The 14,173-nt window shown below is 65.1% G+C and carries 11 protein-coding genes; 8 read left to right on the top strand and 3 right to left on the bottom strand.

Annotated elements, in window-relative coordinates:
- The first annotated feature begins 246 nt into the window (after nt 1-246).
- The 8 genes from A6M56_RS01385 (at nt 247) to A6M56_RS01420 (ending at nt 11,308) form a co-directional block, all read left to right on the top strand.
- Nucleotides 247-1,104, top strand: a complete 858-nt coding sequence (locus tag A6M56_RS01385) for a M15 family metallopeptidase (RefSeq protein ID WP_102079376.1) — start codon at nt 247-249, stop codon at nt 1,102-1,104.
- A gap of 31 nt (nt 1,105-1,135) precedes the next feature.
- Nucleotides 1,136-1,405, top strand: coding sequence for a PAAR domain-containing protein (locus A6M56_RS01390; protein ID WP_102079375.1), 270 nt, complete (start codon nt 1,136-1,138; stop codon nt 1,403-1,405).
- Nucleotides 1,406-1,416: 11 nt separating this feature from the next.
- Nucleotides 1,417-2,892, top strand: coding sequence for a hypothetical protein (locus A6M56_RS01395; RefSeq protein ID WP_102079374.1), 1,476 nt, complete (start codon nt 1,417-1,419; stop codon nt 2,890-2,892).
- A 46-nt stretch (nt 2,893-2,938) separates the two neighbouring features.
- Complete coding sequence (gene tssM, locus A6M56_RS01400) at nt 2,939-6,874, top strand: type VI secretion system membrane subunit TssM (protein ID WP_102079373.1); 3,936 nt, start codon at nt 2,939-2,941, stop codon at nt 6,872-6,874.
- Complete coding sequence (gene tagF, locus A6M56_RS01405) at nt 6,871-7,857, top strand: type VI secretion system-associated protein TagF (protein ID WP_062739535.1); 987 nt, start codon at nt 6,871-6,873, stop codon at nt 7,855-7,857. The genes tssM and tagF overlap by 4 nt, the downstream gene beginning before the upstream one ends.
- A 2-nt stretch (nt 7,858-7,859) precedes the next feature.
- Nucleotides 7,860-8,678 carry an OmpA family protein gene (locus A6M56_RS01410; protein ID WP_062739534.1) on the top strand — a complete coding sequence of 273 codons (819 nt, stop codon included), beginning with the start codon at nt 7,860-7,862 and terminating at the stop codon, nt 8,676-8,678.
- Between the two features lie 29 nt (nt 8,679-8,707).
- The gene (locus A6M56_RS01415) at nt 8,708-9,667 is read left to right on the top strand and encodes a hypothetical protein (protein ID WP_180964195.1); all 960 of its coding nucleotides are present in this window, start codon (nt 8,708-8,710) and stop codon (nt 9,665-9,667) included.
- Nucleotides 9,668-9,736: 69 nt separating this feature from the next.
- Complete coding sequence (locus tag A6M56_RS01420; protein WP_102079371.1) at nt 9,737-11,308, top strand: TIGR04222 domain-containing membrane protein; 1,572 nt, start codon at nt 9,737-9,739, stop codon at nt 11,306-11,308.
- A 5-nt stretch (nt 11,309-11,313) separates the two neighbouring features.
- Here A6M56_RS01420 and tssA read toward each other — a convergent pair whose 3' ends face one another.
- The 3 genes from tssA to A6M56_RS01435 all read right to left on the bottom strand — a co-directional run bounded on the left by tssA (nt 11,314) and on the right by A6M56_RS01435 (nt 14,117).
- Nucleotides 11,314-12,390, bottom strand: coding sequence for a type VI secretion system protein TssA (gene tssA / locus A6M56_RS01425; RefSeq protein WP_102079370.1), 1,077 nt, complete (start codon nt 12,388-12,390; stop codon nt 11,314-11,316).
- A 32-nt stretch (nt 12,391-12,422) separates the two neighbouring features.
- On the bottom strand, nt 12,423-12,830 hold the full coding sequence (locus A6M56_RS01430; RefSeq protein WP_197742991.1) for a hypothetical protein: 408 nt from the start codon (nt 12,828-12,830) through the stop codon (nt 12,423-12,425).
- A gap of 150 nt (nt 12,831-12,980) precedes the next feature.
- A complete protein-coding gene (locus tag A6M56_RS01435) occupies nt 12,981-14,117 on the bottom strand; it encodes a hypothetical protein (protein ID WP_102079369.1) in 1,137 nt (378 codons plus the stop codon).
- Nucleotides 14,118-14,173: the final 56 nt, after the last annotated feature.

The following is a 14,173-nucleotide window of genomic DNA, read 5'->3' on the forward strand; positions in this document are numbered from 1 at the left end:
TGAAATAGAATGCGCGGCGAACGTATGGATAAAAACAGCGCCGATTCCGGTAGTGGCTGCCGATTCTAAGTCTGGCCTTGCTGAAAGACAAATGATTGACGTGGGCTTCGGTATTTTGTTTATGGTTTCTTAATATTTCTGCGCAGCGTGCGCCGGATTATTACCGTTCATTAATATTCTTCTAAATCTAAATACAGATATTCATCGGATTGAATTGACGTAGGCGCCCACGGTCCGCAGGTCGGTATGGTTTTTGTCGTTCTGGTTCTCTACTTCGTCGCCATGGTGCTGGCGGCCGCGGTGCTGCTGCTGCCATCGGTGCGGCAGCGGTGTGTGGCCGTGCTGCGGGCGCAATGGCAGCGGGTCAGTGCGGGGGCAGCGGTGGTTGGGGCGCGTTCGGCCGGGTCGTTGCGCGAGTCGGTGGACAGCGCCACTTCTGGCGTGTCGGCGTTCAAGGCGTTTGTGGTGAGGCGGCGGATGCTGCTGCTGGGTGCGCTGGGCGTGTTGTCGGTGCCGCCGATGCTGGCGCTGGCGTTGCGTGAGCAGCAGTCGTTTGAGTTTGACGACGACCAGGTGCGCGAGCCCGATGCGCACATCTCGGCGCTGCTCAACGGTGAGCGGCTGATTCCGCCGCCACCGCTGCCGCCCGAGGTGTTCACCACGCGTGAGGTGGAGCAGATCCGCCCGGCCATCCGCGATGCGAGCCGCGACTGGAACCTGCTCGACGCCGATTTCCGCCAGCGCCTGCTGCTCGTCTACAAGATCATGCGCGACGAACACGGTTACGAAATGGCGCTGCTCGAGGGTTACCGCAGCCCCGAGCGGCAGCAGAAGCTGGCAGCGATGGGCAGCAACGTCACGCAGGCCGGCGCCTTCCAGAGCTACCACCAGTACGGCCTGGCAGCGGACAGCGCGTTCTTCCGCGACGGCAAGCTCGTCATCAGCGAGAAAGACCCGTGGGCCATGCGCGGCTACGAGCTGTACGGCCAGACAGCGGAATCGGTCGGCCTCGTGTGGGGCGGGCGCTGGAAGATGATGGACCTCGGCCACGTCGAACTGCGCCGCAAGGGCGTGCTCGGCAAGCAGCCGGCACCAAGACAATGACGAAAGCGATAGGACACATGGGGAGCATGCAATGACACGGCCCTTCATCCTGCTGGGTGACAAGACGGACCATGGCGGCGTGGTGATCACCGCGTCGGGCAACACAAGCACGGGCGGCAAGGGCATCGCCTGCGTGGGCGACAAGGTGACGTGCCCGAAGAACGGCCACGGCGGCACGACCGTCATCGTGACGGGCGACCCGAACGTCATCATCGACGGCCGGCAGGCGGCGCGCCATGGCGACAAGACGGCTTGCGGAGCCACGCTGCTCTCCAGCCAGGGCAACACCGGCAGCCTCTGAACGCGCACGACATGGTTGCAAGACTCTTCCGGTCCGGGCTGACGCTGCTCGCGGTGTTCGTGGTGGTGTGGATCGCCGTCATCGTGTGGTGGCAGTCCGTCAACCGCATGCCGACCACGGCAGACATCTTTACGTACCTGCTGTTGCTGCCGCTGGGCATGATCGTTGGATACTGGGTGATCAAGCGCGCGGTGGATGGCATCCGCTCCAACGTGGCGGCGGGCCGTGAACTGTCGGCCGCCGCGCCGGCTGCGGCACGCGCCGATGCGCAGCCTGCGGACGCGCAAGACACCACCCGCCAATGGCGCGCGGTGCTGCTGGCCAGCGCGTTGCGCGCCCCTGCGGGCGGCGACGCCGCGTCGGTGGTCGAAGCTGTGCAGGCCAACGCGCAGCCTGGTTTGATCGACGTGCAAGGCGTTGGCCAGCCCGTCTTTGCCGCACCGGTGGATGGCCTGGACACTGAAGACCTGCGAGCCGAACTGCGTGACCAGCATCCCGATCTCGACTGGCCGGATGAACGCCTGCGGGCGCTCGCCCTGGCCGGCCAGGTGGCAGAAGAACTGGCGGCCCATGCCGTCGCCCATGCGCCGCAACCAGCGGAATCCGAAGCGACGCGGCTGATTGTCACCGCGCTGCTGCCGCGCGAGTGGACGCCCCAGCAGCAGGCAGCCGCCGACGCCTGGCTGCGCCAGCGCATCGCGCAGATGTGGCCGGCCGATCATCTGACGATCGAGCCCATTGCCGCCAAGGGCGATGCCGATGCGCTGCTGCTGCTCGACCGCGCCACGCAAGGCGTGAACCGGGCCAGCGACACGCCCGTGCTGCGCATGGTGCTGGTGAGCGATTCTCTCGTCGGCCCGAGTGCGGTCGAGCATCTGATGCAGCATGAGCAGTTGTTCGAGGCACATCGGCAGCATGGCCGCGTGCCGGGCGAAGCCGCCGCCGGTGTTCTTCTGTGCGCGCAGGACATGGCGCAACGCCTGATGCCTGCCGCGCTGGCAGGCGATGCACCACCAGCGGAGTCATTCACCATCACGCGCGCCAGCGTGACGCGGCTCGATGCCCCCACACCCGATCGCGGCCAGCCGCAGCTCAAGGCGCTGGGCGAAGCCGTCGGCCATGTGCTCGATACGCTGGCTGCGGCGGCCGCCCAGTCCACGCACGATGCCCAGCCCGCCGGACAGGCCGATGGCGATGGCGCATCTGCCCCTATCAGCGTTGCCGGCGTGGTGTCCGACACCGGCATGCACCCCGTGCGCACCGTCGAGGTGGCGCGGGTGTTTGCCGAGCGTCTTCCAGCGCTGGATGTTGCAGCCGACCTGCTGCCGGTCGGCACGCCCTGCGGCTACGTGGGCGCGGCCGGGCCGCTGCTGTCCGTGGTCGTGGCGCACCAGTTGAGCCAGCAGACCAGCAAGCCGGTGCTGGCCATTACCGCCAACGACATCCAGCAACGCGGCGCCATCGCCGTGGTGCCAAGCCTGACCTGACCCCGTTCCTGATCCCGATTTCGTCTGCTCACGAGCCGAAGGCAACATGCAACGCTTCCTGAAATTCCTGACCAACACACGCACGCTGTCGATTCTGGGCGTGATCGTGCTGACCATCTTCCTGCTGCTGATGGCGCAGACCTTCGAGATTGGCCTGGTCTGGGCCGGCGTCGTGCTGGGCGTACTGCTCGGGCTGTGGCTGCTGACGTATCTATGGAAGCGCTGGCGCGCGCGCCAGGCCAGCAACAAGCTCGAAGGCGTGCTGGAGCAAGCGGCCGCCGACCAGACCACCACGCCGGACAAGCGCGAAGAAGTGGAAGCCCTGCGCGTGCGCCTGGCCGAAGCCGTCAAGACGATCAAGCGCTCCAAGCTCGGGCAGATGTCAGGAAGCGCCGCGCTGTATGAGCTGCCGTGGTACATCGTGATCGGCAACCCGGCGGCAGGCAAGAGCACGGCCGTGCTGAACTCGGGGCTGCAGTTTCCGTTTGCCGACAAGGGCGGCGCGGTCATCCAGGGCATCGGCGGCACGCGTAACTGCGACTGGTTCTTCACCACCGAAGGCATCCTGCTCGACACGGCCGGCCGTTATTCGGTGCACGAAGAAGACCGCCGCGAGTGGCTGGGCTTCCTCGACCTGCTCAAGCGCTATCGCCCCAAGGCGCCCATCAACGGCATCGTCGTGACGGTGAGCGTGTCGGAACTCACGCAAAACCGCCCCGAATTCGCCATCAACCTGGCCAAGAACCTGCGACAGCGCGTGCAGGAACTGACCGAACGCCTGGAAGTGTTTGCACCGGTGTACGTGATGTTCACCAAGGCCGACCTCATCACCGGCTTCACCGAGTTCTTTGGCGACAGCGAGAAGCAGGAGCGCGACCGCGTCTGGGGCGCCACCCTGCCCTTCGAGCCCGATTCGAAGCCCGACGTGGCCGCCGTGTTCGACCAGCGCTTTGACGAGCTGTGCGACGGACTGAAGGAGATCAGCGTGGCGCAGATCGCGCTGCACCGGAACAACAAGCTCTCGCCGGGGCTGCTGAGCTTCCCGCTGGAATTTGCGTCGATCAAGCCGACGCTGCGTGCGTTCCTGATGACGCTGTTCGATGAGAACCCGTTCCAGTACAAGCCGGTATTCCGCGGCTTCTACTTCACCAGCGCGCTCCAGGAAGGCGCCACCAACAGCGTGTCGGCCGAACGCATCGCGCGACGCTTTGGCCTGTCGACCGACGGCGCCGCACGCACGCGAGAGGTGTTCTCCAAGAACGGCTTCTTCCTGCGCGACCTGTTCTCGAAGGTGATCTTTGCCGACAAGCAGACCGTGCGGCAGTTCGCCAGCCCCGCCAAGACGCGCCTGCGCATCGCTACGTTCTTTGCGCTGGTGCTGGCGCTGGGCGTGATGCTCGGCGGCTGGACGTGGTCGTACATGGGCAACCGCACGCTCACGGCCAACGTACAGGCCGATCTCGACAAGATCGTGAAGATGCAGCAGAACCGCGTGGATCTGCAATCGCGCCTGGAAGCGCTCGATACGCTGCAAGACCGGATCGAACAGCTCGACCGGTATCGCAACGACCATCCGCTCGCGCTGTCGCTGGGCCTGTACCAGGGCGACACGCTGCAGCACAAGCTGCTCGACGAGTACTACAACGGCCTGCGCCAGGTCATGCTCAAGCCGGTGGGCAGTGCCATCGAGACCTTCCTGGCGGAGGTCAACGCGCATCCGGACCAACTTGCTCCGATGGTGCGTCCGCCCGAAACCGGCGCGGTGATCGCCACGTCCGTCACCACGGCAACGGCCACGGTGGGCACGGCGTCGGGCGCCGCGGCCAATGCACCGGCTGCGCCCAACCAGGCCACCGCCTCCACCGGCGCCAAGCGCTACACCGATGCCTCGCCCACGAACGTGGAAGACGGCTACAACGCGCTGAAGACGTACCTGATGCTGTCGGACAAGCGCCACGTGGAAGTCGCCCACCTCACCGACCAGATCACGCGCTTCTGGCGTGGCTGGCTGGAAGACAACCGGGGCAACATGCCGCGCGAGCAGATGATCCGCTCGGCGGAGCGCAACCTGTCGTTCTTCCTCGCACGCGTGAACGACGACAACTGGCCGCTGCTGGAAGGCAACCTCGCGCTGGTGGACCAGACGCGTGAGAACCTGCGCCGCGTGGTGCGCGGCATGCCCGCACGCGAACGCGCGTACGCCGAGATCAAGGCCCGCGCCTCCACGCGCTACGCCCCGATGACCGTCGCTCGCATCGTCGGCGATACCGGGGCTGGCCTGGTAGCCGGCAGCTACGCCGTGCCCGGCACGTTCACCAAGGAAGCGTGGTTCGGCTACGTGCAGCCCGCCATCAAGGAAGCGGCCAACAAGGAACTGCAGACCAAGGACTGGGTGCTGAACGTTGCCGCACGCGACGACCTCACGCTGGAAGGCAGCCCCGAGCAGATCCAGAAGGCGCTGGTCACGATGTACAAGACCGAATACGCGCGCGAATGGCAACGCTTCATGCAGGGCGTGGCGATCCAGGATTTCAGCAGCTTCGACCAGGCCGTCACCGGCATGAACCTGCTGGGCGACCCGACCAACTCGCCGATCCGCAAGGTGCTCGACACCGCGTATGAGCAGACGTCGTGGGACAACCCGTCGATGTTCAACGCCGGCCTGAAGCAGGCCAAGACCGGCGTGCTCGGCTGGTTCAAGCAGCTCTTTGCACGCCAGACGCCGTCGCAGGTGAACGTCAACCTGGAGGTGGGCGGCAATGCCGATGCCGGCGCCATCCCGATGGGCCCGGTCGGCAAGGAGTTTGCGGGCCTGGCGCGCGTGGTGGTGATGCGCGACGACAAATCGCTGCTGCGCGGGTACATGGAGTCGTTGTCCAAGGTGCGCACGCGCTTCAACCAGATCAAGAACCAGGGCGACCCCGGGCCGGGCGCGCGCCAGCTGATGCAGCAGACGCTGGACGGCAGCGGTTCGGAACTGGCCGACACGCTCAAGTACGTGGATGAGCAGATGCTGACCGGCATGACCGACAGCGAACGCGCCACACTGCGCCCGCTGCTGGTGCGGCCGCTGCTGCAGTCGTATGCGGTGGCGATCCGTCCGGCCACGGTGGAGGTCAACAAGGTGTGGAACGCGCAAGTGTATCAGCCGTTCGTCACCACGCTGGCAGACAAATACCCGTTCTCGCCCAACGCCAAGATCGAGGCCAGCGCCGCCGAGATCGGCCAGGTGTTCGGCCCGGACGGGGCCATCGCCAAGTTCGCCAGCACGACCATCGGCCCGCTGTCGGTGCGCCGTGGCGACATGATCGCGGCCCGCACCTGGGGGGACCTGGGTATCTCGTTCGTGCCGGAGTTCACGACCGGCTTCACGCGCTGGATCGCGCCGCTCACGGGTGGCGCGGCCGGCGGTGCGGGCGGTGCAGCCGCTGCGGCCCCGCAGACCGTGTTCCAGATCCTGCCGGTGCCGTCGCAGGGTGCGACGGAATACACCATCGAAATCGACGGCCAGCAACTGCGCTACCGCAACACGCCGCCGCAATGGACCAACTTCGTGTGGCCCAACCCGCAAGGCACGCCCGGCGCGAAGGTGACGGCCACCACGTTCGACGGCCGCACGGTCGAGCTGCTCAACGAGCCGGGCCGCTTTGGCCTGGAGCGGCTGATTGCCACGGCCACGCGCAAGCGTCGTCCGGATGGCGCGTTCGACCTGTCGTGGACGAAGGACAATCTGACCGTGTCGATCAGCCTGCGCATCATCAGCAGCCCGCAGACCGGGGGCACCACGGCATCCGATTCGCCGCAAGGCCAGGGCCTGCGCGGGCTGCGCCTGCCGACGTCGATTGCCGATGCCAGCGCGCCACAGAACACCTCAACGCCGCCCGCGCCGGCCGGTGCGCCGCCCTCGGGCCCGGCGCCGGCGACGACGCAGGCAGCCCGCCACGGCGCCGTCACGGAAGAGCAAGGAGGGACGGCGCAATGAGCCAGACCCAGTTGCAGCTTTCGTACTTCGGCAAGCTGCCCTCGCGCGGCGACTTTGTGAAAAGCGCCAACAACGTCCAGCTGCTCGACACGCTGGACCGTTGGCTGGCCCAGGGCATGGAACTGCTGGCCGAAGCCCCCGATTGGAAGACGACGTACGACAACTGGAAGCCCGTGCAGTTTGCGTTCCTGGGCTCGCAGAGCAAGCTGGCGATTGCCGGTACGCTGATGGCGAGCAGCGACCTGTCGTCGCGCCGCTTTCCGTTCCTGACGGCCGCAGCGATGGAAGTCGAGCGGCCCATCAACTTCATCGCGCGCAGCCCGATTGCGCTGGCCCGCCTGTGGACGCGCGCCGGCCAGCAGATGCTGTCGCTGGGCACCGCGGAAGACGCCACCGAGGGCCTGCGTCTGCTGGCGGAAGGCCAGCACGGCGTGGAGACCGGCGCCGCCACACAGTCGCACGATGCGAGCTTCTCCGATTTCATCGACTTCCAGACTGTTGCCGGCCTGGAGCAGATGCTGCGCGCGGAAGGCCACAACATCTGCCTGCGCCGCACGCTGCTGGCGCTCGGCACGCTGCTGCAGCCCGTGATGGCCAATGGCTCGTCGCGCCTGGAGAAGGGCCTGACGCTTCCCCTGCCCGCTGATCCGCTCTACCGCAGCCTCGTCGCCAGTTTCTGGCTGGAGCTGGTATCGCGCTTCCTGCAGCGTGCGGACTTTGAACTGTCGCTGTTCCTGGGCGAGATCAACGGCACGGAGCGACTCGTCATCGGCTTCAACGGGGCATCGTCGCGCACGCTGCACAGCGTGATGTCGCCGCTGGCGTATGCCGAACAGAACATCAACATCGACGATCCGGAATGGGTCGACCAGCACGTCAGTGGAGAGTACGGCTTGGCAAAGCTCGTGAGTTACCTGGAACAGCCGCAGCTTTCGCTACGCGTGGCCATCGACACCTTCCGCGAAGTCTTCATCGGAGAATGAACATGGGTCTGCATGCAATCAAGCGCGGCTTCCGGCCTGCAACGCTTGCGGCGCGCGCCGCCCTGCTCGCATGTATGAGTGCCGCCCTGCCCGCCTACGGCGCCCCCGGAGATGCGGCACCGGCAGCCGGGCAGGTCGTGGCCGGAGGCATGGTGCCGGACGAAGCCACCAAGGCCACCGTGCTGGCCAGGCTGCGTGAGCTGTACGGCAGCGCCAACGTGGTCGACCAGATCGAGGTGGGCAATGTGGTGTCGCCGCCGAACTGGTCGGCCAACGTGCAGAAGATCCTGTCGCCGGCCATCAAGCAGGTGAACCGCGGGCAGTTGAACATCGACGGCACGCAGATCGCCCTGCACGGCGACGTCGGCAACGAAGCCCAGCGCCAGCAGATCACCAGCGACATGGCGACGACGCTCGGCCAGAGCTACACGATCAAGAATGGGCTGCGCGTGGCGGCGGTGTCCGAGCAAGGGCTGCTGGACCAGACGCTGGCCAATCGCATCATCGAGTTCGAAACCGGCAGTGCCACGCTCACGCCCAAGGGCCGCGCGATTCTGGATGAAATGGCCGCCGTGCTGCCGCGTCTGAACGGCCGCAAGATCGAGATTGTCGGCCACACCGACAACTCCGGCAGCCGCGCCATGAACCTCAACCTGAGCCAGGCCCGCGCAGAGACGGTGAAGAACTACCTGATCGCCAAGGGCGCCGAGCAAGGCACGCTCACCGCGATTGGCGTGGGACCGGACCAGCCCGTCGCCCCCAACAACACCGACGAAGGCCGATCGCGCAATCGGCGGATCGAGTTTCGGGCGAGCAAGTGACGCGGGAGGATGCTCGCCGGCGGGCACGGTTGCGTGAACCGTCGCCTGCTGCACCATTGCAGCCGGGTGATGAACGGCGTGCCTCCACCCAGATCCGCCTCGAGTACCACGACCCCACCAGGAGACGGTCGCAGCCAATCGCGCAATTTTCTCCGGTGAAAGAGCGCATCTGGTGGCTCTGGTGCCACCTGGTATGGGCTTGGCAACAGCTTGAGCACTGGCTTGCCAGTCGGCGACGGGGGGCGCCTGTCGCGATCGTCAGCGGCATCATTCGCTCAGTACAGGTGGATAGCGCAGCGTTCAAGGCCTACGAGGCCATGGGATTAAGCGTTGATGCCAATGCGCACAGCGCATATGACTACACCGACGACATCTCGCGGGATACCTACTATCGCGTGACTCCCGTCGTCATCACGTTGACCGACGATCGGGTTATCCACTTCTGCGAATACCAGGTCACAGACCGTCGGGTTTCGTCCAATGCACCTTATTTCGCGGGCCTGAACGGCATGCGCGTGCTTGCTGCAGGCTGGTGGGACAACGGCTGTTTTTCCGCGTGGGGCATGCGCTTGTCCGGCCGCCGTGAGCCACAGACTGTCTATGTTGCAAAGCGCCCTCGAAACTTGCCCGAACCGCTGGAGACCATACTGTCGCGCAGGAACTCCGGCCTTAGCGAGGCGATCGGCCTTCTCGGTTATTTCAGTGCGCTGATGCTCGTGGTCATGCTTTTTGTGGCAGGTAGCGAATTGGGCCTGGAAGGTGCCAGTTCCCTCACGGGGATGATGGTCGGGATGTTTACCCTCGCGCCGATGTTGTTCGTGATCATTTCACAGACGCTGATGCGCCTGATGGCGGGGCCCTTGCGCTCCATCCCAGAAATGATGGCGGCGGGTGAATACGGCAACCGCCATCTCCGCTTGCGCAGCTTTGACTTCGGCCGCTGTGAGCGTGCTGTGTTTCAGGTGCTGGAGCGACCGCAGCAAGAGTAATCTTCGAGAGCGGCCATTCCTGCCTCCCGGCGGCGTGCCTCTCGGCACATACGGCGGACACCAAAACAGATGACATCGCCCACCCCATCGACCTCTCCCGATTCCGTCTCCTCACTCCAGGCCGCTGCGACGGATGAGGATAGAGAAGCCTGCCTGCTTCGGCTGAGCGCGTATTCACCGGACGCGCCCGATGCTCCAGTGCCGTTCAGCCAACGTCTGGCGGACGCTGAAGGATGGTCGCGCTTATATACGCTGACCGTCATCGAGGAATACAAGCGCTTCGCGTATCTGGCGGTGTTTGCAGGGCACCCCGTCACGCCCTCCGAGGCGATCGATGCCGCCTGGCATCTCCATCTGCAATATTCGAAAGAGTATTGGACGGTGTTTTGCGGGGAAGTACTACGCGCGCCGCTACACCACGCGCCGGGGATTGGCGCACCGGACGAAGACGACGCCTACGCACAGCATTACGCGCAAACACTGGAAAGCTACCGGCGCATGTTCGGCGAGGAGCCGCCAGCCGACGTCTGGCCGAGGCCGGAGCAGCCCGAGGCAGCCAAGGCGCCGGAAACTGTCGTCCACACACAGCATGTGCCGGAGCCGGTCATGCCGCCGCCCGCATCCACAGCGCACTCATTCATGCCATCCGTATGGCTTGTGATCGCCGTCATTCTCATCGCCATCACCACAAATGTCGCCTCGGATGTCGATGTGCTCAGCTATTCGGGGCCGCGCTTTCTCGCGTTCTATCTGGGTGTGTGCGTGATGGCATGTCTGCTGATCCGGGGCCTGCATCGCGCTGCCTACAGCCGGAACCCCTGGGGTGCCGCGGCTGGCAACGTGCCGCGTCAGCTGACACCTGCCGAGGCGGCGCTCATCACCGGCGATGCCGCACGAATGGCGCAGGTCGCGGCGTTGACGCTGCTTGATGCGGGTGCGATCCGCATGGCCCCTCCGGCTAAACGGAAGCGCGACCGCAACACCTACGTGGTCGCGAACGAAGATCGAAGGCCGGAGCGTCACGTCAACGCGTGGACATGGCTCGCCCGGCAAACGCAGCAGCGCTCGCCGTGGCCGAACTTTCACAATCGGCTCGTCGATGAAGCGTCCGACATGACAGATCGGCTGCGCAGCGAAGGATGGCTGTGGACCCGCGGCGCGATGCGCGGAACGACGCTCGCAGCGTGGGCCATTGTGCTGGCGACGCTCTGCCTGGGCGTGATGAAGGTCTTTGTAGGCCTGTCTCGCGAGCGTCCGGTGATGTGGCTGCTGATCGAGATGGCGCTGTTCGCCATCGTGTACTGGGGCGTGACGGCGCGGCTGATCGGCGTCGGGCGTGCCGGCCCCACTGCGGGGGCCAACGCCGCGCTCGAGGTCTATCGCAAGCGCGGCCAGCAGGGGCCACGCGCCGGTTTGTCGACGCACGACCTACTGTGGTTGACCGCGTTTGGCGGCACCAGCGTGCTGGCCAACACAGCATGGGCGCGATACCGATCGATGATGGGACCACCCGCCGGCGCCAGTTCCGGCGGCTCCGGAGGCGACACGTCGAGCAACTGCAGTTCAAGCAGCAGTAGTTCCAGCAGTTGCAGCTCGAGTAGCTGCGGATCCAGCGGCTGCGGCGGCTGCTCGAGCAGCTAGCCGAATCAACTGGCGCTTTCCGAGGGCGGATCGCCCAGGCCCAGCAGCTCCTCGATCTGCGACAGCGTCGCATCGTCCTTGACCACCGTGCGCAGCCAGGCATGCAGCGGCATGTCGCCCCACTTCGCGGCACGTGCGGCGAGGTAGGCAACGGGGCTGTGCGGCTCGGTCTGGCGGAAGAACTCGGCCACATCGCGCAGCTGGTTCAGCGCCTGGGCGCGCGTGCGGATGGGGCCGGAAACCACCGTTTCGATGACAGTGCCGGCGGCAGACTGCGTCGCCTGTTGCGAAGCGTCCTTCGCTTCCACGGCGGTTGGCTTGGGCTCCGGCTTGCCACCGAAGCGCTCAACCAATGCGCGCACCGCTTGCAAGGCTTCGCGCGCCGGGCGGAAACTCGGCGCGTGATCACCCGCCCGTGCATCGAGCACGGATTCCAACCGCAGCAGTGCGGCGCCGCAGCCGACCACATCGTCGTGCAGCGTCTTGTAGAACGCAGGCGGCGTGGCCCGCCGTGCGGATTCAAACTGCTCCTGCGTGATTTTTCCGCGCGACAGCTCGTCTGCCTGCTCCGGATCTCGGCGGATGGCTTCGACCAGGCTGGTGGCGACCTCCCAATCGACCAGGCTATAGCCGCCCTTGCCCGCCTCCACCAGCGGGACCTCGCGAATGAGCTGGCTCGAACGCGTCGCAAGCCACGCCATGCTGCCCATGCGCGCTTCAGGATCGTCGGCTTCCGGCAGCGGATAGAGGTGCTCCCAGAACTGCTCGCACAATCCGGCGATCAATTCGTAGCCCTCGCGCAGGCCGGCAAAGCCACGCTCCTTCGACAACGCCTCGGCCAGCCATGCGGCCAGGCGCAGATCCTTCGTGCGGTTTTGCAGCAGCGACGTGCTCTCGGCGATGACGGCGCGCCAGTCGGCTTCCTTGATCTCGGTCACCCAGTCGCCCTGGTCCAGCGACGGGTCGTCAAAGCGCCGCGCCTCCTGGATGCTGTCGAATTCTGCTGAGAACAGCATGTCTTCGCCGCAGGGTTGGGCACCGGGCAACGGCGCGAGGAGTTGGTCGAATGGGAGAGCAGCCATGGTGTGAAACGATGAGCCGTGTAATGCGAGGGTCAGGGTTTGGCGATGCGGCAATCGGCCAGCACCAGCGTCAGGCCAACGAACTGCCGGTTCAGGCAGTCCAGCGTGATGTCCTTGCTGGGCTTGTACGCCGCAAGCTTGTGATCGGGAAACAGCGCCTTGAGCGCGTCACGCTGATCGTCCTGGAACGGCGCGCCCACCTTCAGGTCTTCCGTCACGGCCAGCGTGTTCAGACTGTCGTCGGACAGCGGATAGACCTGACCCTTGAAGACCAGGCGGCGACCGTCGTATTTCTTCGACGCGGTCGGCGCGTCCTTGAAATATTCGGTCAGCACCTGGCGGTACGAAACCTGCAACGGGGTGTCGTCCTGGGCGAATGCGGGCGTGACGAGCAACGCGACCCCAGCAGAAGCGGCGGCGAGGCAGGACAGTGCGTTCATATCAGCGTGCGTGAATGAGACGTCCGCGCGCGCGGGGCGGACGGTGGAGATGCTACGCAGGCTTGGGGCGGTTGGGGGGATTGTTTCTAAATCTTCATGTGGCCCCACTCCCCACAGCCGGCCGTAGAGGTCTCTGCGAATATCGGCGGCTCAGACCGCTTCAGGTACCTTGGCCGGCCAGGTGAGCGGCTGCTCTGGTCCGATACCGTTTTCCCGCCTGGTCTGGCCAACCTCGCTGTTCCACCCCACAGGAAAGACCGGCCAGTAGCACAGGCACTCCGCCAGCCAATTGAGTACGTGGTCGGGGTTGCGGCCTTTGTGTAGCCATTCGCTCGGCATGGCGGGAGCTTGCACGGCGTCCATGCCCTTCTGCATGAACGTCTGTATGTAGCACCAGAGACGCTCGCCACTGTTACGCGGCCCAACCCAGATCAGATCCTCTCCGCGTCGTTGCGGATCCGCTGCGTCCAGCGGCGGCCAGTACAGAAGCAGGCAGCCGCCGTAGTCTTTCTTGCGCCGCTTCTCGCGCGCTTCGTCCGACAAGTCATAAGCGGGCACGCCAAAGCCAGTGACCAGATCCAGCAGTCCCGCGATAGCAAGACTGCCATCCACTTCGCTACCGCTTTGCCTCGACCAGTTCACCTCTCTTCGGAGCTGCTCAGCCCTATCGTTGAGCGAGCTCGCGTACTCCTGGCTTTGCTCAGATTCGGCGGGCGGCACCCAATGTACGTGGGCTTGGACACGTGACCAGTCGAGTACTGCATTGCCGCCCCACCGCCCTGGCCGCAACACGTACACCTTCCCTGTGGTTCGGTTGAAGCGATAGCGTGCGCAGCGCGCCGTAAAAACGTAGCTTTGAAACTCGCGCCAGAGCAGGGATGCCATGGGTACGCCTAGCACCGCGAGGAGCAACATCCCCAGGAGCACCCCGAGCTCCTTGATGGAGTTCGGTGGAAACGGTATCTGCGGATCGCCAACGAACGCGACATCCCACAAGAACCACAGTGTTCCCCCGCTCAATAGCAAACATAGCGGTATGAAACACATAACGACGACCAAGCCAGCCCAACGCGGCAGCTCATCGTTGCGCAGATTGCTCAGTTCCAGGAAGTGCTCGTTCAAGTCGAGGACTGTCGGCTCAGAAGGCCACAGGATGGCCAAGTCGGACGAAGTGCCATCAAGCGGGTGCTGCATAGGGGCATCGCGCAAATCGGCATAGTCTTCAAGGGCCTTGACCATGCCGTGCTTGCGGCGATAGCGATGAAAGGCAGCTTCAAATGTGAACATCGTCGGATGCTGTTATTCAGTGCACTTCAATTCACGGACTCGGTGGTGCACATACG

Origin of the sequence: Ralstonia sp. RL, from assembly GCF_001683835.1 — a bacterium.
GTDB classification, from domain to species: Bacteria; Pseudomonadota; Gammaproteobacteria; order Burkholderiales; family Burkholderiaceae; genus Ralstonia; species Ralstonia mannitolilytica.